This is a genomic window from Streptomyces sp. NPDC086080 (genome assembly GCF_044540255.1).
Classification (GTDB): Bacteria; Actinomycetota; Actinomycetes; order Streptomycetales; family Streptomycetaceae; genus Streptomyces.
The window spans coordinates 1-21,730 of record NZ_JBITRU010000031.1; the positions used below are offsets into that span (position 1 = coordinate 1).

At 72.1% G+C, this 21,730-nt stretch carries 24 protein-coding genes and 2 pseudogenes; 15 read left to right on the plus strand and 11 right to left on the minus strand.

Translation table 11 applies throughout. From position 1 onward, the window contains the following. Positions 1-226 precede the first annotated feature (226 nt). Positions 227-742: a hypothetical protein gene (locus ACIF9R_RS29445; RefSeq protein ID WP_399985425.1), complete on the plus strand. Its 516-nt coding sequence runs from the start codon at positions 227-229 to the stop codon at positions 740-742. Positions 743-950: 208 nt separating this feature from the next. Here ACIF9R_RS29445 and ACIF9R_RS29450 read toward each other — a convergent pair whose 3' ends face one another. The 5 genes from ACIF9R_RS29450 to ACIF9R_RS29470 all read right to left on the minus strand — a co-directional run bounded on the left by ACIF9R_RS29450 (position 951) and on the right by ACIF9R_RS29470 (position 4,695). After that, positions 951-1,217 (minus strand): metal-sensitive transcriptional regulator, encoded by a 267-nt coding sequence (locus tag ACIF9R_RS29450; protein ID WP_399985426.1) that lies wholly within the window; start codon positions 1,215-1,217, stop codon positions 951-953. 56 nt (positions 1,218-1,273) lie between these two features. Beyond that, entirely contained in the window at positions 1,274-2,173 is a 900-nt protein-coding gene (locus tag ACIF9R_RS29455) for a sulfite exporter TauE/SafE family protein (RefSeq protein ID WP_399985427.1), read from the minus strand. Further along, on the minus strand, positions 2,170-2,754 hold the full coding sequence (locus ACIF9R_RS29460; RefSeq protein ID WP_399985428.1) for a rhodanese-like domain-containing protein: 585 nt from the start codon (positions 2,752-2,754) through the stop codon (positions 2,170-2,172). The genes ACIF9R_RS29455 and ACIF9R_RS29460 overlap by 4 nt, the downstream gene beginning before the upstream one ends. Positions 2,755-2,902: 148 nt before the next feature. Beyond that, the gene (locus tag ACIF9R_RS29465) at positions 2,903-4,291 is read right to left on the minus strand and encodes a rhodanese-like domain-containing protein (protein WP_399985429.1); all 1,389 of its coding nucleotides are present in this window, start codon (positions 4,289-4,291) and stop codon (positions 2,903-2,905) included. Positions 4,292-4,383: 92 nt separating this feature from the next. Next, the gene (locus tag ACIF9R_RS29470) at positions 4,384-4,695 is read right to left on the minus strand and encodes a rhodanese-like domain-containing protein (protein ID WP_399985430.1); all 312 of its coding nucleotides are present in this window, start codon (positions 4,693-4,695) and stop codon (positions 4,384-4,386) included. 538 nt (positions 4,696-5,233) lie between these two features. Between ACIF9R_RS29470 and trxA the strand changes: the two genes are divergently transcribed. Continuing rightward, entirely contained in the window at positions 5,234-5,596 is a 363-nt protein-coding gene (gene trxA / locus ACIF9R_RS29475; RefSeq protein WP_399985431.1) for a thioredoxin, read from the plus strand. Positions 5,597-5,930: 334 nt separating this feature from the next. Further along, complete coding sequence (locus ACIF9R_RS29480; protein ID WP_399985432.1) at positions 5,931-6,290, plus strand: rhodanese-like domain-containing protein; 360 nt, start codon at positions 5,931-5,933, stop codon at positions 6,288-6,290. 177 nt (positions 6,291-6,467) lie between these two features. Here the strand turns inward: ACIF9R_RS29480 and ACIF9R_RS29485 are convergent, their stop codons facing one another. From ACIF9R_RS29485 to ACIF9R_RS29500, 4 genes and pseudogenes are all read right to left on the minus strand, one after another. Next, entirely contained in the window at positions 6,468-8,633 is a 2,166-nt protein-coding gene (locus ACIF9R_RS29485) for an MMPL family transporter (RefSeq protein ID WP_399985433.1), read from the minus strand. Positions 8,634-8,786: 153 nt separating this feature from the next. Continuing rightward, positions 8,787-8,918: a hypothetical protein gene (locus ACIF9R_RS29490; protein ID WP_399985434.1), complete on the minus strand. Its 132-nt coding sequence runs from the start codon at positions 8,916-8,918 to the stop codon at positions 8,787-8,789. 424 nt (positions 8,919-9,342) lie between these two features. Beyond that, a complete protein-coding gene (locus ACIF9R_RS29495) occupies positions 9,343-10,026 on the minus strand; it encodes a hypothetical protein (protein ID WP_399985435.1) in 684 nt (227 codons plus the stop codon). Between the two features lie 250 nt (positions 10,027-10,276). Then, positions 10,277-10,423 (minus strand): annotated as a pseudogene (locus ACIF9R_RS29500) (TauD/TfdA family dioxygenase); the annotation flags it as partial. On the opposite strand from ACIF9R_RS29500, the gene ACIF9R_RS29505 reads away from it, so the two are divergent. Further along, on the plus strand, positions 10,356-11,042 hold the full coding sequence (locus ACIF9R_RS29505; protein ID WP_399985436.1) for a hypothetical protein: 687 nt from the start codon (positions 10,356-10,358) through the stop codon (positions 11,040-11,042). The pseudogene ACIF9R_RS29500 and the gene ACIF9R_RS29505 overlap by 68 nt on opposite strands. Before the next feature lie 483 nt (positions 11,043-11,525). On the opposite strand, the pseudogene ACIF9R_RS29510 reads toward ACIF9R_RS29505, so the two are convergent. Further along, positions 11,526-11,726: pseudogene (locus ACIF9R_RS29510) on the minus strand (alpha-glucosidase/alpha-galactosidase); the annotation flags it as partial. Positions 11,727-12,387: 661 nt separating this feature from the next. Further along, complete coding sequence (locus ACIF9R_RS29515; RefSeq protein WP_399985437.1) at positions 12,388-12,696, minus strand: hypothetical protein; 309 nt, start codon at positions 12,694-12,696, stop codon at positions 12,388-12,390. 114 nt (positions 12,697-12,810) lie between these two features. On the opposite strand from ACIF9R_RS29515, the gene ACIF9R_RS29520 reads away from it, so the two are divergent. The 11 genes from ACIF9R_RS29520 to ACIF9R_RS29570 all read left to right on the plus strand — a co-directional run bounded on the left by ACIF9R_RS29520 (position 12,811) and on the right by ACIF9R_RS29570 (position 21,670). Continuing rightward, complete coding sequence (locus tag ACIF9R_RS29520; RefSeq protein WP_399985438.1) at positions 12,811-14,586, plus strand: sensor histidine kinase; 1,776 nt, start codon at positions 12,811-12,813, stop codon at positions 14,584-14,586. A gap of 62 nt (positions 14,587-14,648) precedes the next feature. Continuing rightward, the gene (locus ACIF9R_RS29525; protein ID WP_399985439.1) at positions 14,649-15,083 is read left to right on the plus strand and encodes a roadblock/LC7 domain-containing protein; all 435 of its coding nucleotides are present in this window, start codon (positions 14,649-14,651) and stop codon (positions 15,081-15,083) included. 2 nt (positions 15,084-15,085) lie between these two features. Next, positions 15,086-15,457: a DUF742 domain-containing protein gene (locus ACIF9R_RS29530; RefSeq protein ID WP_399985528.1), complete on the plus strand. Its 372-nt coding sequence runs from the start codon at positions 15,086-15,088 to the stop codon at positions 15,455-15,457. Next, complete coding sequence (locus ACIF9R_RS29535; protein WP_399985440.1) at positions 15,435-16,064, plus strand: GTP-binding protein; 630 nt, start codon at positions 15,435-15,437, stop codon at positions 16,062-16,064. Before ACIF9R_RS29530 ends, ACIF9R_RS29535 begins: the two co-directional genes overlap by 23 nt. A 57-nt stretch (positions 16,065-16,121) precedes the next feature. Next, entirely contained in the window at positions 16,122-16,697 is a 576-nt protein-coding gene (locus ACIF9R_RS29540) for a GAF domain-containing protein (protein WP_399985441.1), read from the plus strand. A 212-nt stretch (positions 16,698-16,909) separates the two neighbouring features. Next, positions 16,910-17,938 (plus strand): L-threonine 3-dehydrogenase, encoded by a 1,029-nt coding sequence (gene tdh, locus ACIF9R_RS29545; protein WP_399985442.1) that lies wholly within the window; start codon positions 16,910-16,912, stop codon positions 17,936-17,938. 27 nt (positions 17,939-17,965) lie between these two features. Beyond that, positions 17,966-19,165 (plus strand): glycine C-acetyltransferase, encoded by a 1,200-nt coding sequence (locus ACIF9R_RS29550; protein ID WP_399985443.1) that lies wholly within the window; start codon positions 17,966-17,968, stop codon positions 19,163-19,165. 36 nt (positions 19,166-19,201) lie between these two features. Continuing rightward, the gene (locus tag ACIF9R_RS29555) at positions 19,202-20,167 is read left to right on the plus strand and encodes a LysR family transcriptional regulator (RefSeq protein WP_399985444.1); all 966 of its coding nucleotides are present in this window, start codon (positions 19,202-19,204) and stop codon (positions 20,165-20,167) included. After that, positions 20,154-20,738 (plus strand): helix-turn-helix domain-containing protein, encoded by a 585-nt coding sequence (locus ACIF9R_RS29560; RefSeq protein WP_399985445.1) that lies wholly within the window; start codon positions 20,154-20,156, stop codon positions 20,736-20,738. The genes ACIF9R_RS29555 and ACIF9R_RS29560 overlap by 14 nt, the downstream gene beginning before the upstream one ends. Beyond that, a complete protein-coding gene (locus tag ACIF9R_RS29565; RefSeq protein WP_399985446.1) occupies positions 20,735-21,277 on the plus strand; it encodes a GNAT family N-acetyltransferase in 543 nt (180 codons plus the stop codon). Before ACIF9R_RS29560 ends, ACIF9R_RS29565 begins: the two co-directional genes overlap by 4 nt. Before the next feature lie 33 nt (positions 21,278-21,310). Beyond that, positions 21,311-21,670, plus strand: a complete 360-nt coding sequence (locus ACIF9R_RS29570) for an MmcQ/YjbR family DNA-binding protein (protein WP_399985447.1) — start codon at positions 21,311-21,313, stop codon at positions 21,668-21,670. Positions 21,671-21,730: the final 60 nt, after the last annotated feature.

A 21,730-nucleotide genomic window follows, 5' to 3' on the forward strand; every position in this document is an offset into this window, starting at 1 on the left:
CCGCGACCTCCACCGCCACAACGATGCCTTCGCCGCCTACGGCATCTGACCGACCGGCACGAAAGCGGACATCACGGCACTACGCCGGGGCCGTGGGAGTGCACAGGGATCCGAACACCTACACCATGGAGCGTGGTTTCGGGATCGGTATCCCGAGGCTCCTACGGAATATGTGAGATCAGCCGACCCTGATGACGCGCAGGCTGTCGTGGCGAAGGAAGGGCCAATGCTCGATTGGATCAGCGAACTTGTGGAACGTCGCATGCGCGAGTACGCGATGGACACCGACCCGGCAATGTCCCCCGCACCCAAGCTGCATCCTCCGGCCACAGGGGAGGAGATCCACGCGCTGGAGATTCATTCGGGGCACCAGCTCACTCCTGAGTACCGCGGTTTCCTGTTGCAGAGTGACGGCATGGAGAACTTCTGCTTCCACATGCCGATCCTCGGCTGCCGGGACTGGAGGGAGGCCACGGGTGAGTTCCGACGGGCTCAGGAATTCTGTGAACTGATCGAGGACATGGAAACGGCTGCCGACGTCGGACTACCGGACAGTGTCAGGTTGATGCCTGTCTCGGTCGATGTGGATGTCACGCAGGGCATCTTCATGATCGACACGAAAGGTGCCGTACCGGAACGCTTCTGGTGGGTGGGCAACGGCTCCAGCGATCTTTTCCATGAACTGTCCGACATCTTCAAGTACGCCATGAATCCGGGACTCTACGTGCAGGGGCAAGCGTGACACGATGCCTGGCCTCGGGCTCCTGACAGGATGAGATTCCCCCGCTGCGCGGGATGGCGCGGCGGGACCCGGGCCCGTGGATCCCGGCGCACCCGAGGCGTCACGCGCCGGCACCGCGTGTCCTGCGCGGGACGGCGGGGCAGGGAGGACCGGGCGGGAAAGGGTTCGGCCCGCCGGCGGGGAACCGTCGACGGGCCGTGGTCGTGGGTCAGGCCAGAGTGAGGAACAACTTCTCGAGTTGCTGCTCGGTCATGGGAGGTGCGCCTTCCTCCCGTTCGGAGAGGCACTGGCGCATTCCGCTGGCCACGATCTTGAAGCCGGCCCGGTCGAGGGCGCGGGAGACGGCGGCGAGCTGGGTGACGACGTCCTCGCAGTCACGGCCGGCCTCGATCATGGCGATGACGCCCGCGAGTTGGCCCTGCGCGCGGCGCAGCCGGTTGAGGACCGCGGTCGCCGCTTCTTCTTCTACCTTCACCGGGTTCCTCCTTCGTGCCGGCTCTTGCGAACAGGATACCCCTTGGGGTATAGGGCTCAGGTGTGGACGCGTGGTTCCCGGGAGCCTACCTGGGGTGCGATGAAGGGAGGCCGTGGCCTGCGTCGCCTCCGCACGGTGGCCCAGGTCACGGCCGCTGCCGCGGTCACTCCGGCGCCGATCCAGGTCAGAGGGCTGGCCCAGACGGTGCCCGGCAGTTGCTGGCTGAGGACGAAGACGCCCATGACGACGACGAACCAGCCGAACGCCTTGCGCAGGGTGTCCTGGGGGATGCGTCCGGCGAAGCGGCTGCCGATGAGGCTGCCGACGACGGCCGCGCCGGTCACCATCAGTGCGAGGTTCCAGTCGATCGTCACGCCGGCGAGGTGGCCGGCGAGTCCGGAGAACGACTTCATGGCGATGACCAGGAGTGAGGTTCCGACGGCGACGCTCATGGGCAGTCCGCCGAGCAGGGCGAGGGCGGGGACGACGAGGAATCCACCGCCGGAGCCGACCAGACCGGTGACCGCGCCGACGACGAGTCCCTCGGCGACGACGAGCTTGACGGGGAGCTCGGTGTGGGCGGGCTTGACCGGCTTCGGCTTGCGGGACTTGCGGAGCATGGCCGCGGCGGTGGCGAGCATCATGAGCGCGAAGGCGATGAGGAGGACGGTGCCGGGTACGTACTCGGCGAGGCGTCCGCCGCCGTAGGCGCCGACCATGCTGACCGCGCCGAAGATCAGACCGGTGCGCCACCGTACCCGTCCCGCACGGGCGTGCGGGACGAGCCCGACCAGGCTGGTGACGCCGACGACGAACAGCGAGGTGGCGATGGCCTCTTTGCTGTCCATTCCGGCCAGGTAGACCAGGATCGGCACGGTGAGGATGGATCCGCCGCCGCCCAGGATGCCCAGGCTGACACCGATCAGGACGGACGCCGCGAGGACGAGGGTGATCACGAGCGGTCCCGCAGGGAGGCGATGACGGTACGGATGTCGGTGCGCGGGCCGCGGTTGTAGGGCAGCTTGGCCAGCATCATGCCCATCGCGCAGGTGTTGCTGAGTGCGGCGAAGGTCAGCCCGGCGCCGACCGCGGTGCCGACCAGGTGCGCTCCGGGCACGAACACGCCCACGACGCCGGTGATGAGCACGATCGAACCGGCGATCAGACGGACCTGGCGCTCCAGCTCCCAGCGGGCCTCGCCCCGGTTGACGGGAGCCCCGGAGGCCTCCCAGGCCATCATGCCGCCGTCCAGGACCCGCAGGTTGGGCAGGCCGGCCTCGGCGAGGGCCTGTTCGGCCTGAGCGGCGCGGGCGCCGGAGCGACAGACAAGGACGACGTTCTCGTCGAGGTGGGTGAGGAGTTCGGTGCGGTGTTCGCGCAGGGTGTCCAGCGGAACGTTGTAGGAGCCGGGTATATGGGCGGTCCGGAACTCGCCCGGGGTCCGCACGTCGAGCACGCGCGGACCGCGGTCGTCCTTGATCAGGTGCTGGAGGGCGGCGGGGGTGAGGCCGGCGGTGCGGGAGGCGTCGGTCGTCATGAGAACTCCGTCGTGGTGAGGCGACCCCGCACGCACATGCGGGGGAGGTGTGGATATCGGGGCAGGGAGGGACCAGCGCGCCCGTGCGGGGCCCGTCGAGGCATCGAGGGCCCCGATGCGGACGCGCTGGCGGCCTTCGTCAGCCGGATCAGACCGTGGCGGGGGTGTTCGCCAGGGCCCAGGCGGTGTAGCCGCCGAGGATGTCGGAGACATCCGTGAAGCCGTGGTGGCGCAGCAGGCTCGCGGCGATCGAGGAGCGGTGGCCACCCGCGCAGTGCAGGACCAGGGGCCGGTCGCGGGGGATCTCGTCCAGGCGGCGCGGCAGCTCGCCGAGTGCGATGTGCAGCGCTCCGTCGATGAAGCCGTGCTCGCCGCGCTCGCCGCAGTTGCGGACGTCGACGATGACCGGCGGGTTGTCGCCCGCCAGGGCGTCACGGACCTGGGCGGCGGTCAGACGGCTGGCCGGGGTGACCTCGTCGGCCAGGGCGGTCAGGGCGTCACCGGGGGAGCGCAGGTATCCGGCCACGCGGTCGAAGCCGATCCGGGCCAGGCGGGTGACGATCTCCTCCTCGCGGTTCTCGGGCGCGATGACCAGGAGGTCGGCGTCGGTGGGCAGGACGGTGCCGGCCTGCTCGGCGAACCGGCCGTCGGCCGGGACGTTCACCGCGCCGCGCAGGTGTCCGGCGGCGAACTCCTGCGGGTCGCGGGCGTCCACGACCACCGCACCGGCCGCACGCAGGCTGCCGAAGTCCCCGACGTTCAGGGGCCGGATGGTGGCAGCCGGGTCGTACAGCGGGCGCTCGCTGCGGTTGAGGATCGCGTCGTAGACGAAGTAGCCGGGGGCGGCGGACTGGCCGGCGGTCACGATCGCCACGAAGTCCTCCTGCGTCATGGGCGCGCAGGCGTAGTTGGTCGTCCGCTGCTGGCCGATGGTGGACTGCTTCTCCGTCGAGAGGTTCTTGCCGCAGGCGGACCCGGCGCCGTGCGCGGGGAAGACCCGGACCTCGTCCGGCAGGCCCATCAGCTTGTTCTGGACGCTGTCGTAGAGCATGGCGCCGAGCTCGTCGGCGGTCACGCCGATGGAGGCGAGCAGGTCCGGGCGGCCGACGTCTCCGATGAAGAGGGCGTCGCCGGTGAGTACGCCGTACGGGACGGTGTCCTCGCCCCGCTCGTAGACCAGCACGCTGATCGACTCCGGGGTGTGACCGGGCGTCTCCATGATCTCCAGGGTCACGTCGCCGAGGCTGATGATCTCCCCGTCGGCCAGCTTGCGGATCGGGTACTCCGTCTCGGCACGGCGGCCGTAGCCGATCCAGGCGCCGGTGTGGGCGGCCATCTCCAGGTGGCCGGCGATGAAGTCCGCGTGGAAGTGCGTGTTGATCACGCCGACGATGGTGAAACCGCGGGCCTCGGCCTCGGCGACGTACTCGGATATGTCCCGACGGGGGTCCACGACCACGGCCTGACCGGTGGTCTCGTCGGCGATCATGTAGGACGCCTGGGAGAGGCAGTCGAGGTAGTACTGGCTGAAGAACATCGAAGAGCCTCCATAACGTGACTTGGATACCGGTGGGGGTATTCAAGAGGTCGAAAGATGCCCCTATGGGGCGGGCGGATGCGAGGGGAGGGTCAGGCCGACCCGGAGGTGGGCCCGGTCGCGACCGGGCGGCCGGCGCCGGCCCGGCCCCGGGTGTCGCCGGTGACGGAAAGGGCGTCCAGTCCGGCTTCGGTGAGCCGGTCCGCGGCCCGCCGGCGGAGTTTGCCGCGAGCGCGGATCACTTCCCGCCTCTTCGGCAGGTGCGGCGGCGCCGCGGCCGGTGGAGCGGGCCGTGCACCGGGCACGTGCCCGGCCCCGTACTCCTCCGGCTCCCGCCGTGTCGACCGCCGGGTGGCGATGCTGCGGGCGGCGGCGAAGAACTCAAGGCCCACTTCGCGAGCCATCGGTGAATCCACCTCCAGATACCCCCGTGGGTATTACGCCGTCGACGGTAAGAGGCGGGTGCGCCCCTTGTCAAATACCCCGAGGGGTATACGGCCGGAGGTGTCGTGCGGCGGCTCACCGGTAGGGCGGCATGCGGTGCCGGGGGAGGTCCGCGGTCGGCCTGTGATCCACGCGCCCCTCGCTCGGGTGCCGCCTGCCGCGAAGCCGGCGTCCATTCCCTGGGGGCGCGTCCGGCGGGTGGGGCCCGGTCGCGTGCCCGTCGGGACGGAGCGAGCGCGCTGGAATCCCCCGCCGGGTGCGTGATCCGCGCGGTACGCGCGTGCGGTCGGGCGCACCCGCCTCTCAATACCCCGGTGGGTATATTGGTGAGGAAGGTAGAGCGCCCTGAGCTCGGCTGTCAAATACCCCTACGGGTATATCCTCGGCCGGGTGCCGGTCGCGTCGGCGGCCTCGTGAAGCGCAGGACGTGCGGGAACCAAGGAGCCCTCGCCGCTGTTCCTATACCCGTAGGGGTATTGTCGATTCCTGGAGATGAGCATGGCCACAGTGGAACTGACCCGCGACACCTTCGACGCGACCATCCGGGACGGCGGCATCGTGCTGCTCGACTTCTGGGCTGAGTGGTGCGGCCCGTGCCGGATGTTCGGCCCGGTCTTCGAGCGGGTCTCCGAGCGTCACCCGGACATCGTGTTCGGCAAGGTGGACACGCAGGCCGAGGAGGAACTGGCGGCCGCGTTCGCGATCTCCTCGATCCCCACCCTGATGGCGGTGCGCGACGGCGTCGTCCTGCATGCCCGGGCGGGCGCTCTCCCCGAGGCGGCGCTGGAGGAGCTGATCACGAAGGTCCGTGAGACGGACATGGGCGAGGTGCGCCGGCAGCTCGCCGAGCGCACGCGGTGACCGGGGCGCCCGGGTGACCGGGGCTTCCCGCGCGGCCCGCGGATCGGCCGCCGCGCGACGCGGCCGCCATGGGATCCCCGCGCTTCCGCCCTGTGCGGCGAGGTCCAGCCCTTGATTTCAGCGCACCCTCGCGTGGCGTGGTCGACCGTCGTACGGATCCGCTCCCGGGCGTGATGTTCCGCCGGAGATCCGAGCGCCACGGTTTGAACGTCGCCGGGGCCCGCGCCTCGCCACGGCGCACCTCCGCCGCCCCCGCGGATACCGGGGCACTGCACACACGACACGCACTCACAGCACGCAGCGCACAACAGGCAACAGACAGGAGAACCACGACATGTTCCTCTTCCGCCGCGGCCCCGCCCGCATCACCGCCGCCGAAGCCCACCGCCGTGTCAGCGCGGGCGAGGCCGTACTCATAGACGTGCGGGAGAGGCCCGAGTGGGACGCGGGGCACGCCGGTGACGCCGTGCATCTCCCGCTCTCCCGGCTCACGCCGGACACACCACTGCCCCGGAAGGCGGCCGGCCGCCCGCTCATCACCATCTGCCGCTCCGGGAACCGCTCCCGCCGCGCCGCGAAGGTCCTCGCCGCACGGGGTGCCGATGTCGTCGATGTCAGGGGCGGCATGACGGCCTGGGCCGCCGCCGGGCTGCCCCAGCGCGGTCGGCACCGCACCACCGGACGAGGCAGGTGACCTCACCCCTGAAGCCCGTGGACGGACGCTGACGGGCCCCGGGCGCGAGCCCTTCTCGCAACGGCAGCCGCGCCCGGGCCCGGACGGAGCCCGGGCAGGCCGCGAGCAACCATCCGAACGCATCGATCAGAACCAGCGACGCGACGAGCGCCGCCGGGGAGGGGAGTCCGGGTGGGGTCAGTCATGCGAGAAGGTGATGTTCGGCAGGACGCGGCGCAGCCATGCCGGCGTGTACCAGGCGGCGTGTCCGGACAGGCGCAGCAGCACCGGGAGCAGGACGAGGCGGACCAGGGCGGCGTCCAGGAGGACGGCGACGCCGAGGACGATACCCATCTCCTTGGGCGGCAGCGGGCCGGACAGGGCGAAGGTGAAGAACACGGCGACCATGACGCCGGCCGCGGCGAAGATCACCCGGCCGGAGTGGGCGAGGGCGCCGGTCATGGCTTCCCTGGGGTCGCCGCTTCGTTCGTAGTGCTCCTTGGCGGAGGCCAGCAGGAAGACGGTGTAGTCCATGGCGATGGCGAAGATCATCGCGAAGAAGAACACCGGGGCCCAGCCGTCGAGGAACCCCTGCGAGGTGAAGCCGAGCAGGTCCGCGCCATGGCCGTCCTGGAAGATCAGGCGGGCCACGCCGAAGGCGGCGCCGGTGGACAACAGGCTGGCGACGGTGCCGAGGAGGGAGATCAGCGGGGCCTGCAGGGCGATGAGCAGCAGGACGAATCCGAGGGCCAGGACCACGCCGATGACCAGCGGGGTCTTGTCGCTGAGGAGGTGCTGCAGGTCGAGGTTCTCCACGGCCGCACCGCCGACGAAGGTGTCGTCGGGCAGTTCGGCGCGCAGCGCGTCCACGGTGGTGCCCAGGTCGGGATCGGAGGGGCCGACCGTGGGTACGGCCTGGATCATCGACCAGCCGGAGCCGTCGGCGGCCTGTTGGGCCGGCATCACCCCGGCGATGCCGTCGGTGGCCTTGACCTGTTCGGTGACGGTGGCGGCGCTGTCGGTCGCGGTGATGATCTGCAGGGTCCCGGGGGCGCCGTCGCCGAAGGCGTCCTGGACGACGGTGTAGCCGGCGCGGGCGCTGGCGTCGGAGGGGAGGACGGTGATCGAGGGCATGGCGGTCCGCAGCCCGATGACCGGCGCCGCCAGGGCCAGCAGGGCCACCAGTGCGAGCGCCCCGTACCTGAAGGGGTGCTTCCACAGGCGTTCGCCCCAGGCGGCGAAACGCGGGGAGCGGTGCTCACCGGAGTGCGCCCAGGGCAGGCCGAGAGCGTCGATCCGGTGGCCGAGCTTGCCGAGGACGGCCGGCAGCAGGGTGAGGGTGGCGGCCAGGATGAACGCGACGGCGAGCATGATGCCGCCGGCCATGGAGCGGAACGCCGGGGACGGCACGAGCATGACGGCGGAGAGGCTGACCAGGACCGTCGCACCGGAGAGCAGGACGGCCTTGCCGGCGGTGTCCATGGTCTCGGCGACCGCCTCGCGCATGCTCAGGGAGCGCCCGACGCGGGCGCCGCGGAAGCGGACCACGAGGAACAGGGCGTAGTCGATGCCGAGGGCGAGCGCGAACATCATCGCGAAGTTCATGGCCCAGATCGACACCGGGACCAGATGGCTGATCAGCACCAGGGACCCGGCCGACGCGGCCAGCCCGGCGAGGGTGAGGAGGAGCGGCAGTCCGGCGGCCACGAGGGAGCCGAAGGCGAGGACGAGGATGGCCAGGGTGACCGGCCAGGACAGCAGCTCCGACTTCAGCATCGCGTCGTGGTTGGCCTTGTTGAAGTCGCTCCACAGCACCGACGCGCCGGTCGCGTTCACCTCGATTCCGTCGCCCGACAGCTCATGAAGCGGTTCCTTGAGGTCGTCGGCGGCCCGCACCATCTCGTTCGGATCCGCGCCCGCCCCGGCCAGGACGATGGCGGTGCGGCCGTCCGCGCTGATCGTGGCGCCCGGCTGTGGCGGAATCACCGTGGAGATCCGTGAGTCCGCCGCCGCCAGGTCGCTCGCCCGGTCGATGACGACTCGGACGTCCGGGTCGGTGACGGGCTGGTCGGCGCTGATCACGATCTGCAGCGCGGAGGAGGCGTTGCCATCGAAGTGCTCCTCGGCGATCTCGCGGACCTTGACCGAGTCCGAGCCGTCGGCCTGCCATCCGGCCCCCGACAGGGCGCTGTTGACCTGCGGGGCGAAGGCGCCCAGCACACCGACGATCACCAGCCACCCGACCAGCACGGTCTTGAAGTGCCGTACCGACCAGACGCCGAGGCGCCCGAGCGGTCCCGGCCTCGCGGTACCGGCTGAAACGGAGGAGGTTCCGGGCGTGGTGGTCTTGCGGAGGAACTTCACAGTGGTGCTCCTGGGGGGACCCCGCCCTTCGCATGCAGCCAATGGGGGTATGCGTCGGGGTGGTGCGGGTGCGGGTGCGGGTGCGGGTACGGGTGCGAGTGCAGGTGAATGGGTGAGGGTGCGGCGGTTCACGCCCGGTACCGGCTTCCGGTGTCAGTTCCTCATCGTGGCCCGCGCATCGATCCCCGTCAGGACGCCGAAGCCCTGCCCGGCCGGCGCCTCGCGCACCCGCTCCACCGTTTCCGTGAACGAGGCGTCGAGCGTCACGGTGATCCCGAATTTCATGTCCGTACTCCAGGTCGAACGATCGTGAGCGAGCATCGAGGGCGTGAAGCCGGGCCCGCGGCAGTTGTTTCAACCTCGCACGTCCGGACCTGCCCCGCCACGTGGCAGCATCACGCGTCTCGGGTCGCAGTGCGTGCGGACCTGGATGCCCGCAGGTGTCGGGTCCATCTGCCGGGCGTCACTCGAGAAGAGACGGCCGTACGCTTGGTGGCGGATGCCCCGTGCTGCTCGCTGACGCCGCGGGCGGCGGGTCGACCAGGCCCCGAGGGCGGTGGAGGTGGTGGCCGACATCGGCCCCGGTGCCCGCTTGCCGCGAGCGCTTCGGGCTGCGTGGCCCCCGGGGGCGCCGGCCCACGCCCTGCGGCAGCGCGAGGCGCGCAGCCCGCCCCCCGCCGACGACTTCAGGGCCTCGGCGACCGCGCGATCACCGGCTCCGGGGCGGTCGCGCGCCGGCCAGCGCCGTGAGGAACCCCTCGGACAGGCGCGTGGCCGGGTTCCCGGCGGCCGGTGCGTGCGGCCCGGCCTGTTCACAGGCACGGACCACCGCCCGTACGTGGGAACCGGGGAAGGTGTCCGCGTAGGCCCCGGGGTCGTCGGCGGCGTACGCGAGCGCCAGCGCGTCGCTCAGGGCCAGCGCGTGCGCCTCGGCGAAGGCGCGCGCGTTGGCGGTGCAGCTCAGCTCGGCGTACTCGTGGCCGTAGGCGTCGGCCTCGGCCGGGGACCGGCCCTGGGACAGCGCATGGTCGCAGGCCCCCGCGTGGCCCTCCGCGTAGACGGCCGTCCGGTCGTACGCGGCGGCGTGGAGGTGGAGCAGGACCGGATGCAGCGCGGTCCGCCACATGTCCGGGGCGGCCGGACGCCCCGCGGCCGCCCCGGTATGCAGACGGGCGAGTGCGGAGAACGGCACCGCCTCCGCGCCGGGCACCGTCTCGGCGACGAGGGGCAGGACCGTGTGGCGGTGCCAGTCGTGGACCACCGACAGGCCGGAGCCCACGGACGGACCGGAGACGGTGTCCTCCTCGTACCGCTCCTTGAGCAGCGCGTAGAGACGAAGGGCCCAGCCGTCGCGGGCGTCGGCCGGCAACTCGTCGTGGAGGGCGGTCGCCACAGGCCACAGCCCTACGGGAGGTGCCGGGCCGGACCCGGACCCGGACCCGGACCCGGACCCGGACCCGGACCCGGACCCGGACCCGGACCCGGACCCGGACCCGGACCCGGACCCGGACCTGGGCTCGGCGTCCGGTGACCTCAGCGCGGTCAGGAACTCCGCCGCGCCGTCGGTCGTGGAAGTCATGCGGTACCGCCCTCCTGTCCCCAGGGGATCGTTGATGTGCGCGGAACGGATCAGCGGTGCAGGGGGTGCCCTCGACGGCGATGCGGCGGCCGAGCCGCGTGAGGGGGAAGTAGTCCCACACGGCGTGGTGCTGCACGCTGCGGTTGTCCCAGACCACCAGGGTGCGCGGCTGCCACCGCACGCGGCACTGCAGCAGCGGGGTGCGGGCCACGGTGCAGTCCCCCGCGTTCGTCAAGCATGAGGAGGTGATGCGGCAGGGCCTTTCCATGATCCTGAGCATCATCTACGCGCTGACCGAGGGCACCACTCCGCGATGGGGCGAGGTCCAGGTCGGCTCCAACGACGTGGACGAGCCCGCCGCGTCCGCGTATCTGGCGGAGCTCCGCACGCGGGACACCGCGGCGGCTGTCCTGACCGGCGTCAACCTCACCAGCGAGGTGGCCCGGCTGACGGGTCACGCCTTCCTGCCCGGCGCCGCCGCCCCGGAGGAGTCCGGGAACGACGGGCCGCGCGAGACCAAGCAGCTCGTCCTGGTGCGCGACGGTGAGGCCTGGGTGGCAGACGCCGACACCGTGCCGGTGGACCAGCTCTACCTCAAGTACTTCGAGAAGCACTTCGTCTCCTACGCGGACGGCGGCTTCGCCTGCGACGCGAAGGAACTGTTCGACTCCCTGCCCGAAGGGGTGTACGACGCGTTCGCCCGGGTGACGAGCGACAGCGAGGACATCGACCGGAGGTCCCCCTCGTCACCTTCAACGCGATCGACCGCCGAGGCGCCTCCGATGGCTTCGAGGTCGTCCTCAAGGGCGACAAGAAGCGCGTCCCGGTGATCAAGCGCAGCCTCGTGGACGGTGGTCCCGGCGGCTCCATCTTCTCGGTGAAGCGGTTCGTCATGAACGATCACCATCTGCGGGTGTACGGCGTCTTCTTCCTCCCCGGCCGTAACGCGGACACCAAGAACCACGCCAAGTACTACCTGACACTGCAGGGCCCGGACGGCGCTCACACCTTCGACCTGCAGCCCGTACAGCGGACCGAGAAGGTGCGCCCTCACGTGAGCCCGGGCGACTTCGGCTCGTACGGATACGGGTTCTTCACCTCACTGGAGCCGACGGGCGTCGACCTCTCCGAGGTCCCGGCGGGCACCTACACGGTCCATGTCGCGATGAGCGTCGGCGGCAGCCTGTTCTCCCATCCGGCGGGCCGGGTCGAGCTTGGCCGGGCCGGGACCAAGGCGTTCCCGCACCCGCAGGCCGGCCAGGACGACGCCGGGACCGGCGGCCGCCGGAGCTGCCGGCGGCCCCCTGCCGCGCTCAGGTGCCGAGCGTGGTGCGCAGGCCCGGCTGGAGCTGTTCGGCGTGGGCCAGGACCATCTCGTCGCACAGTTGCCAGATCTGCTCGACGCGCAGGGTGGACGACATCGCCGGATCGACCATGGCGGCATGGCGGATGTGCCGTGGCTCGTCCTCCAGGGCCGCCCGTACCACCAGCTCGTCCATCGAAAGCCGGGCGCGGCGTCGGGGGCGCACGGTGACGGACGTGGCGAGCCCGCGCCCGGTGCCCGGCCGGCCGCGGTGCTCCGGCGGCGGTCCGCGGACAGCGGCGTCATGCTCCGGCTGCCTTCACCGGGCGGAACCCGCCGCCGCGCCGCGCCAGCCGCAGGCCGACCCCGCCGAGCGGCAGGGCCACCGCCCTCCTGGCCTGCGGAGAACTCGCTTGTGGTCCCACCATGCGGACCAGCGGCGACCACTGACTGAACACCGTGCGCGGTGGCATCCCGCCGGCCTCCCGGATATTTATCTACGCAGAGTAATGTTCTGGCCGGAGTGATGAGGGTGCCGACGGCGGCCAGGGAGGCCTCGGCCCGTCGGCCCCCGGCGGCGGGGCGGCGGGTCGGCGTGGGGGTGTGCCGCGGGTCCGCTCGTCCTCGCGGACTCGTCATGACCACTTGTGACCAGCATCGATCGTCCACTGTTCATTCCCGACCCGTTGTGCTGAACGGTTATCGGTCTGTCGTACGACGCGTCATACCAGAGCGCGATGCTGCCCGCACGAGTTTGTCAACTGCCCACCGCACATGATGCGGTGGCGACTACGGTGAGTGTCGGTCGAGAGGCGTGACGGCTCACACCGCAGGGCGCGTTCATGTCGAGAGGCCGCGTCGACGAGTCGGGATCAGGGAGCGGGGACCGGTACGTGCAGCCACAAGGCGGACGAGGGAGTCGACGGGGCGAGGGACACCCGCACCCGGGCCCGGCAGCCGGCGTCCCGGGCCCGGCCGGCGCGCCGGAGCCGGATGGAGGGCGCGGGACCGTCCACCCACCGGTGCCCCTCGGCGGCACGCTCGTGGCCCGCGGCGGCCAGAACCGGGGCGGCCAGAACCGGGGCGACCAGAACCGGGGCGACCAGAACCGGGGCGACCAGAACCGGGGCGACCAGAACCGGGGCGATCAGAACCGGGGCGATCAGAACCGGCGCGACCATAAGCGCGGCGACCAGGACCGTGGGGCCCCGGGCCCCGGAAGTTCCCGGGCCCGCAGGACCGGTCCGGCCGCCCGGCCGGACCGGCGCGAGGGCGGACGGCACGGCCGGCCCCCCGTGCGGTCCGCTCCCGCGCTGCCCGAGACGCACATACGGCACCAGTTGCTGCGCCTCGCGGTGCTGCCGCCGGTCGCGGTGGCGCTCAGCGCCTGCGCCGCCGTGCTCTTCACCGTCCGCTCCACCGGAGTCCGGCCGGGCACCACCCTGTGGGCCGTGCTCGGCGGCGCCACCTCGGTGACCTGCGCCGGCATCGTCATCGCCGCCGTGGCCGCCGACCGCGCCGCCCGCACCGTGGCCGACCGGATCGGTACCCTGCGCCGTGCCACCGCCCGGCGCGAGGCCGATCTGCGCGCCCTCGTCGAGGCGCTGCGCCACGGCGAGGCCCCGCCCCCACCGGCCCGTCGTGCGCAGCCACCCGAGGACACCGACGAGTTCGACCTCCTCGCCGCCGACCTCACCCGTGCGCACGACGGAGCCGTCACCGCCGTCGTGCAGGCGTCCCGGCTCTCCAGCCAGGCGGGCAGCGAACAGAAGCTCGAGGTGTTCGTCAACCTCGCGCGGCGTCTGCAGTCCCTGGTGCACCGCGAGATCTCCATCCTCGACGAGCTGGAGAACGAGATGGAGGACCCCGATCTGCTCAAGGGCCTCTTCCACGTCGACCACCTCGCCACCCGCATCCGCCGCCACGCCGAGAACCTCGCCGTGCTCGGCGGGGCCGTGTCCCGGCGGCAGTGGAGCCGTCCGGTCTCCATGACGGAGGTGCTGCGTTCGGCGATCGCCGAGGTCGAGCAGTACTCGCGGGTGAAGCTGGTCCCCCCGATCGACGGCACACTGCGGGGGCACGCCGTCGCCGACGTCATCCACCTGCTCGCCGAACTCGTCGAGAACGCCACGCTGTTCTCCGCCCCGCACACCCAGGTGCTGCTGCGGGCCAGTCTCGTCACCTCGGGGCTCGCCGTCGAGGTCGAGGACCGCGGGCTCGGGATGCCCGGCACCGAACAGGACCGGATGAACGCGCTGCTCACCGACCCCGACCAGGTGCATGTCGCCAGTCTGCTGGCCGACGGCCGCATCGGACTGTTCGTGGTCTCCCAGCTCGCCAAGCGCCACGGCATCCATGTGCGGCTCCAGGCCAACATCTACGGCGGGGTCCAGGCCGTACTCGTCGTGCCCCAGGCACTGCTCGGCACCGAGCCCGGTGCCCTGGCCGGGGGACAGGACGCGGGCGCGGCAGCGACAGCGCGGCCGGGGGACGGCGGCACCGGTCCCGTCCCGACGGCCCGTCACATGGCCGCCGTGCCCGCCCCCGTGGAGGAGACGGCCCCGGCCACCCCGTACGACGACGGCGCCGGGCGGCCCGCCGCGGAGCCGTTCGCCCCGGCCGCGCTCCAGCCCGGCCCCCGTACCCCGGCCCCTTCCGACGGTGCCGGCACGGTCGCCCCGCCGCTGCCCCTGCGCGGTGCCCGTGCGGCGCGCCCCACCCCGGCAGCGGCCGTCCCCGGCGCCCACCTCGGCGACCGGGACGCACTCACCGACCACGGGACCGCCCCCCTCACCCCCCGGGGCACCACGGTGCGCGGCACCATGGGCAGACCCCATCTGCCCCGCCGGCGCGCCCAGGAGCACATCGCCCCCCAGCTCCGCGACGGCCCCGCACCCCGCCAGGACACCGAGGACGTCGCCGCCCACGACCCCGGCCTGATGGCGGCCTTCCGGCGCGGTATCGGTCTCGCGGAGTCCCAGCAGGAACCGCCCGCCGGCCGGCGGACGCCCGTGGCCGCACCCCGCACCGACCACACCGCCCGGCAGGACGGGAGCGCGCCCGCCGGATGACCGCCCCCCAGCCCACCCCCAGCGCTCCCGCAGATCTTCGTACCCCAAGGAGTCGATCCACCATGGCGAGCGACGCGCCGACCGCCCAGGTATCCGACCTCGACTGGCTGATGAGCGGCCTCGTGCAACGCGTACCGCATACGCACAGTGCCGTACTGCTGTCCTGTGACGGACTGGTGAAGTCCGTGCACGGACTCGACCCGGACAGCGCCGACCACATGGCCGCCCTGGCCTCCGGCCTGTACTCCCTCGGCCGCAGTGCCGGTGTCCGCTTCGGTGACGGCGGGGACGTCCGCCAGGTCGTCGTCGAGCTCGACTCGACGCTGCTGTTCGTCACCACCGCCGGCTCCGGCACCTGCCTCGCCGTGATGGCCGGCCGGGAGGCCGACGCGGCGGTGCTCGGCTACGAGATGGCGATGCTGGTCAAATCCGTCCGGCCGTATCTGATGACCGCACCCCGGCAGCCGGGCGGCCAACCCCCGGCGATGAGGCCTTGAGCGTGACGGCGGCCGGTGACGGGCCGTGGCTCGACGACGCGGCCGGCCGGCTGGTGCGCCCCTTCACGGTCAGCAACGGCCGTACCCGCCCCACCGTCGCGCTCGATCTGCTGTCGCAGGTGAGAGCCACCGGCGCCACCCCTCTCGGCTACCTCGGCCCCGAGCACGCGCTGGCCCTCGACCTGTGCCGGGCGCCGGTCCCGGTCGCCGAGGTCTCCGCCCATCTCAGGCTGCCGGTGGCCGTCACCAAGGTGCTGCTGGCGGACCTCGTCGACTGCGGGGCGCTGACCGACAAACCACCCGAGTTCCACCACAACCTGACGGACCGGGCCCTTCTGGAGGCAGTGCTCGATGGACTACGACGACAGCTCTGACCGGTTCGGCGGCGCGGACCGCGGTGAAGAACCGTTCCCCACCGCGCTCAAGATCCTGGTGGCGGGCGGCTTCGGTGTGGGCAAGACGACCTTCGTCGGCGCGGTCAGCGAGATCGCACCGCTCAGCACCGAGGAACTGCTCACCACGGTCAGCGCCGCCACCGACAACCTCGACGGCATCGAGAACAAGGTCGAGACGACCGTCGCCATGGACTTCGGCCGCATCACCCTCGACGCGGAGCATGTGCTGTACCTCTTCGGCACGCCCGGCCAGGAACGGTTCTGGTTCATGTGGGACGAACTCTGCGAGGGCGCGCTCGGCGCGGTCGTCCTCGCGGACACCCGGCGCCTGGAGGAGTGCTTCGCGGCGGTCGACTTCTTCGAGCAGCGCGGCCTCGGATTCATCGTCGCCGTCAACGAGTTCGACGGAGGCTTCCGCTACGACCCCGGAGAGGTGCGTGCCGCACTCGACCTCCCCGCGGAGGTCCCCGTGGTGTGCTGCGACGCCCGGATCTCCTCCTCCGGTGTCCAGACCCTGCTGACCCTCGTCCGCCACCTCCTCGTCCACGCCCCGGCCGCCGCGACGGAGTACGGCGCCCACATGTGATCCCCGCACACCTCGGAGCCCGTTCATGATCTTCGCCCACCATCCGGGAGCCCGCCCATGAGCTACGACCCGCCCCGTCCGGCCGGTCGTCTGCTGCTCACCCCCGAGGACAAGGAGGCCCCGGCGCGCGTCCGCAGGCTGCGCGCACTGGGGCTGGGCGACCATCCCGAGCCCGCGCTGGACGTGTTCGCGTACGGTCTCGCGGAGCTCACCGGCGCGCCGTACGCCATGGTCAACTTCCTCGGTGAGGCCGGGCAGTTCTTCGCGGGACTGCACACCCCGGCCGTCGCGCCGGCGGTCCGCGGCGACGGCAGCGGCGCCCTGCTGGGCCGGGTGCTGCCCCGCGATCACGGCTTCTGCCCGCATGTGGTGGCCCGGCGCAGGGCGCTGGTCCTGGAGGACGTGGGCGACTATCCGAGGTTCGCGGGCAACCCGGTGGTCGACGAGTTCGGCATCCGCTCCTACCTGGGCGCGCCGCTCGTCGACCGCACCGGCATGGTGCTGGGCACCGTCTCGGTGACCGACGTCCGGCCGCGGGCCTGGGGCCGGCCGGGGCTCGCCGCCATCAAGGCACAGGCCGCGGAGCTCGTCCTGCGCCTCGAGCGCCGGGAGGACGACGGGCTGCCGCTGTGAGGGCCGCGGACCGCCGCCGGGGCGGGGCGGGAGGGCTTCCGTGCCGCCGATGGGGTGACGGCGTGAAGCAAAGCTGTGGCCGGGCTTAAGAAATCCTCGATGGACCGGTGAGGGTGTTGTACGGCAGATTGCAGTGCATTCCACCCCTCTTCCCGGACCCGGGCCTGTTCGGCATGCCCCGGATCCGGGACTCACCCTCAGGAGCCGTAGCGTTGAAGGCGCTGGTCAAGGAGAAGGCGGAACCCGGGCTGTGGCTCGCGGACGTGCCGGAGCCCGCCGTCGGACCCGGCGACGTGCTGATCAGGGTGCTGCGCACCGGTATCTGCGGCACCGACCTGCACATCCGGTCCTGGGACGGCTGGGCCCGGCAGACGATCAGCACCCCGCTGGTCCTCGGGCACGAGTTCGTGGGCGAGGTCGTGGAGACCGGCCCGGACGTCACCGACATCAAGAGCGGTGACCGGGTCAGCGGTGAGGGCCACCTGGTGTGCGGCAAGTGCCGCAACTGTCTGGCCGGACGCCGCCACCTGTGCCGGGCCACGGTCGGCCTCGGCGTCGGACGCGACGGCGCCTTCGCCGAGTACGTCGTGCTCCCCGCCACGAACGTCTGGGTGCACCGGGTCCCCGTCGACCTCGACGTCGCCGCGATCTTCGATCCGTTCGGCAACGCCGTGCACACCGCCCTGTCCTTCCCGCTGGTCGGCGAGGACGTCCTGATCACCGGAGCCGGCCCGATCGGGCTGATGGCCGCCGCCGTGGCACGGCACGCCGGCGCGCGCAACGTCGTGATCACCGATGTCAGCGAGGAGCGCCTGGAACTCGCCCGCAAGATCGGCGCGACCCTGGCGCTGAACGTGGCGGAGTCGACCATCGCCGAAGGGCAGCACACCCTCGGACTGCGCGAGGGATTCGACATCGGCCTGGAGATGTCCGGCCGCCCCGAAGCCATGCGCGACATGATCGACAACATGACGCACGGGGGCCGGATCGCCATGCTCGGCCTGCCGGCCGAGGAGTTCCCGGTCGACTGGTCGAGGATCGTCACCTCGATGATCACCATCAAGGGCATCTACGGCCGTGAGATGTTCGAGACCTGGTACGCCATGTCCGTCCTGCTGGAGGGCGGTCTGGACCTCGCCCCGGTGATCACCGGCCGCTACTCCTACCGCGACTTCGAGACCGCCTTCGAGGAGGCGGCCGCGGGCAAGGGCGGCAAGGTCATCCTCGACTGGACCGCGTAAGTCATCTGCCTCTCTAGGAGCTTCCCGATGTTCGACTCCGTGCGCGACGACCTGCGCACCACCCTCGACGAGATCCGCGCCGCCGGACTGCACAAGCCCGAGCGCGTCATCGGCACCCCGCAGTCCGCCACCGTGAACGTCACCGCCGGCGGCCGCCCCGGCGAGGTGCTCAACTTCTGCGCCAACAACTACCTCGGTCTCGCCGACCACCCCGAAGTGATCACGGCCGCCCACGAGGCCCTCGACCGCTGGGGCTACGGCATGGCGTCCGTCCGCTTCATCTGCGGCACCCAGGAAGTGCACAAGGAGCTGGAGGCGCGTCTCTCGGCGTTCCTCGGCCAGGAGGACACGATCCTCTACTCCTCCTGCTTCGACGCCAACGGCGGTGTCTTCGAGACGCTGCTCGGCCCCGAGGACGCGGTGATCTCCGACGCGCTGAACCACGCGTCGATCATCGACGGCATCCGGCTGTCCAAGGCCCGCCGCTTCCGCTACGCCAACCGCGACATGGCCGACCTGGAGCGGCAGCTCAAGGAGGCCGCCGAGGGCGGCGCCCGCCGCACGCTGGTCGTCACCGACGGCGTCTTCTCCATGGACGGCTACGTGGCCCCGCTGGACGAGATCTGCGACCTCGCCGACCGGCACGGCGCCATGGTCATGGTCGACGACTCGCACGCCGTCGGGTTCGTCGGTCCCGGCGGACGCGGTACGCCCGAGTTGCACGACGTCATGGACCGTGTCGACATCATCACCGGCACCCTCGGCAAGGCCCTCGGCGGCGCCTCCGGCGGGTATGTCGCCGCCCGTGCGGAGATCGTCGCCCTGCTCCGGCAGCGCTCCCGCCCCTATCTGTTCTCCAACACCCTCGCCCCGGTGATCGCGGCGGCCTCCCTGAAGGTCCTGGACCTGCTGGAGTCGGCCGACGACCTGCGCGTCCGGCTCGCGGAGAACACCGCCCTGTTCCGCCGCCGGATGACCGAGGAGGGATTCGACATCCTCCCCGGCGACCACGCCATCGCCCCGGTGATGATCGGCGACGCGTCCCGCGCGGGACGCATGGCGGAGCTGCTGCTGGAGCGCGGGGTGTACGTGATCGGCTTCTCCTACCCGGTCGTCCCGCAGGGACAGGCCCGCATCCGCGTCCAGCTGTCCGCGGCGCACTCCACCGACGACGTCAACCGCGCGGTGGACGCCTTCGTGGCGGCACGGGCGGAGCTCGGCGGCTGAGCGGAGCACACCGAACGATTTGAGACAATCGCCTGCATGATCGAGGCGCGGCGGCTCCACATCCTCCGTGCGGTGGCGGACCACCGCACGGTCACGGCGGCGGCCGCCGCGCTGTACCTGACCCCCTCGGCGGTCTCCCAGCAACTCGCCGCCCTGGAGCAGGAGACCGGCCACCGCCTCGTCGAGCGCGGCGCCAAGGGCGTACGGCTCACCCCCGCCGGCGAGATCCTGCTCGGCCACACCAACGCCGTACTCGCCCAGCTGGAACGGGCCGAGGCCGAGCTGGCCGCCTACGGCTCGGGGGAGGCGGGCACCGTCACGGTCGCCGCCTTCGCCACCGGCATCGCCCAGGTCGTCGCGCCCGCCGTGGCCCTGCTCGCCGGTTCGGCGCCGGGTATCCGCCTCCGGGTCCAGGACGCCGAGGGCGACGCCAGTCTGCCGATGGTCCTCGACCGGCAGGTCGACGTCGCGGTGGCGGTCGAGTACCGCGGTGCGCCGCCCGCCGACGACCCGCGACTGGCTCACGTACCGCTGTACGCCGAACCCTTCGACGCGGTCGTCCCGGTCACCCACCGCCTGGCCGGCACCACCGAGGTGCCGCTCGCCGAGCTGGCCAAGGACCCCTGGATCGGCCCGTACCCCGGCAATCCGTGCCACGACGTGGTCGTCCTCGCCTGCGAGGGCGCCGGGTTCCAGCCCCGCCTCGAACACTCCTCGGACGACTTCCGCGCGGTGGTCGCCCTCGCCTCGGCGGACGTGGGCGTCGCCCTGGTGCCCCGGTCGGCGCTGCGCGGCGTGGATCTCACGGGCGTGGTCGTCCGCCCGGTCGACGGCGTGGCGCCGACCCGCCGGGTCTTCGCCGCCGTGCGCCGGGGCGCCGAGGAGCACCCGCTGATCCGTCCCGTCCTGGACGCGCTCCGCGCGGCGGCCGGGGAAGCGGAGGACGACCCCTCCCCGGACGTCCCGGATCCGGGATATCGTCCCGGATATGAAACAGGATGAGGCCGTACCGTCCCCGGACCCCGTCGACGTCCGGCTCGGCTCGCGACTGGTGGAGCTCCGGACCGCACACGGCTGGTCCCTCGGAGAGCTGGCGGAACGCACCGGTATCAGCCGGTCCACCCTCTCCCGCGCGGAACGGGCCGAGACCAGCCCCACCGCCTCCCTGCTGAACCGCCTCTGCGCGGTCTACGGCCGCACCATGTCCCAACTGCTCAGCGAGATCGAGGCGGAACCGGCGCCGGTGGTGCGCGCGGCCGACCAGACGGTGTGGCAGGACCGGGCCTCCGGGTTCGTCCGCCGGTCCGTCTCGCCGCCGCACGGCGGGCTGCGCGGTGAACTCGTCGAGGGGCGGCTCACCGCCGGCGCGGACCTCGCCTACGACCGGCCGCCCGTGCCCGGCCTGGAACAGCACATCTGGGTCCTGGACGGGGCGCTCCGGGTGACCGCCGGGGACACCGAGCACCACCTCGGCGACGGCGACTGCCTCCGCCTGCGCGTCTGGGGCCCGACCCGGTTCCGCTGCCCCGGCCCCGGGGACGTCCGCTACGTACTGGCGGTGGTGCGACCGTGAACATCGTCCCCCTGGACGCCGCTCGACTGCTGCGCCTCGCCGAGGAGTTGGCCGAGCTCCTGACCGACACCGTGGACGGGGGCGCCTCCGTCGGCTTCCTCGGCCCGCTCGACCACGCGGAGGCGGCCGCCTGGTGGCGGGACCGGTCCGCCGCCGTGGCCGCCGGACGGCTCACGACGTGGGTGGCGTACGAGGAGCCCGGACGGGTCCTCGGCACCGTGAGCCTCGCCCTGCCCGACAAGCCCAACAGCACACACCGTGCGGAACTGGTGAAGCTGATGGTGCACCGCACGGCCCGCGGCCGGGGCCTCGGCCGGGCGCTGCTGGCCGTCGCGGAGGAGGCGGCCGGCGCGCGGGGCATCACCCTGCTGCACCTGGACACCGAGACCGGCAGCCCCGCGGAGCACCTCTACCGTTCCTCCGGCTGGACCCCCGTCGGCGCCATCCCGGACTACGCGAGGGACCCGGCCGGGGTGCCGCGGCCGACGACGATCTACTACAAACGCCTCGCGGCGGCCGCGGTGCCGCCCGCCGGGTGATCGATGTCAGTGCCGAACGCTACGGTGCCCCCCATGCCGGATGCCGAAGACGTACGACGGATCGCCCTGTCCCTGCCGGACACGACGGAGAAGATCGCCTGGAGCATGCCCACGTTCCGGGTCGCGGGCAAGATGTTCGCCACCCTGCCCGAGGACGAGACCTCCATCGCCGTGCGCTGTCCCAAGGAGGAGCGCGACGAACTGGCCCTCGCCGAACCGGAGAAGTTCTGGATCGCCGGCCACGAGGCACAGTTCGCCTGGGTCAGGGTCCGCCTCGCCGCCCTGGAGGACGACGGCGAGCTGCGCGACATCCTCGCGGACTCCTGGCGCCAGGCGGCCCCGTCACAGCTCCTGGAGGCCCACCCCCGGCTGGGACTGCCGTCCGCGGACTGAGGACCGCTCGGGCACAGTACCCCGTGGTGTGATCCCGCCCCGCGCGTGGCCGCCGGGGCC

Bases quoted from the DNA above. Each gene is read 5' to 3' on its own strand.
- ACIF9R_RS29445 (WP_399985425.1), top strand. From the start codon at position 227: ATGCTCGATTGGATCAGCGAACTTGTGGAACGTCGCATGCGCGAGTAC.
- ACIF9R_RS29460 (WP_399985428.1), bottom strand. From the start codon at position 2,754: ATGACGACCGACGCCTCCCGCACCGCCGGCCTCACCCCCGCCGCCCTC.
- ACIF9R_RS29465 (WP_399985429.1), bottom strand. From the start codon at position 4,291: ATGTTCTTCAGCCAGTACTACCTCGACTGCCTCTCCCAGGCGTCCTAC.
- ACIF9R_RS29470 (WP_399985430.1), bottom strand. From the start codon at position 4,695: ATGGCTCGCGAAGTGGGCCTTGAGTTCTTCGCCGCCGCCCGCAGCATC.
- trxA (WP_399985431.1), top strand. From the start codon at position 5,234: ATGGCCACAGTGGAACTGACCCGCGACACCTTCGACGCGACCATCCGG.
- ACIF9R_RS29480 (WP_399985432.1), top strand. From the start codon at position 5,931: ATGTTCCTCTTCCGCCGCGGCCCCGCCCGCATCACCGCCGCCGAAGCC.
- ACIF9R_RS29490 (WP_399985434.1), bottom strand. From the start codon at position 8,918: ATGAAATTCGGGATCACCGTGACGCTCGACGCCTCGTTCACGGAAACG.
- ACIF9R_RS29515 (WP_399985437.1), bottom strand. From the start codon at position 12,696: ATGGTCGCGCCGGTTCTGATCGCCCCGGTTCTGATCGCCCCGGTTCTG.
- ACIF9R_RS29525 (WP_399985439.1), top strand. From the start codon at position 14,649: ATGGCGAGCGACGCGCCGACCGCCCAGGTATCCGACCTCGACTGGCTG.
- ACIF9R_RS29535 (WP_399985440.1), top strand. From the start codon at position 15,435: ATGGACTACGACGACAGCTCTGACCGGTTCGGCGGCGCGGACCGCGGT.
- ACIF9R_RS29540 (WP_399985441.1), top strand. From the start codon at position 16,122: ATGAGCTACGACCCGCCCCGTCCGGCCGGTCGTCTGCTGCTCACCCCC.
- ACIF9R_RS29550 (WP_399985443.1), top strand. From the start codon at position 17,966: ATGTTCGACTCCGTGCGCGACGACCTGCGCACCACCCTCGACGAGATC.
- ACIF9R_RS29555 (WP_399985444.1), top strand. From the start codon at position 19,202: ATGATCGAGGCGCGGCGGCTCCACATCCTCCGTGCGGTGGCGGACCAC.
- ACIF9R_RS29560 (WP_399985445.1), top strand. From the start codon at position 20,154: ATGAAACAGGATGAGGCCGTACCGTCCCCGGACCCCGTCGACGTCCGG.
- ACIF9R_RS29570 (WP_399985447.1), top strand. From the start codon at position 21,311: ATGCCGGATGCCGAAGACGTACGACGGATCGCCCTGTCCCTGCCGGAC.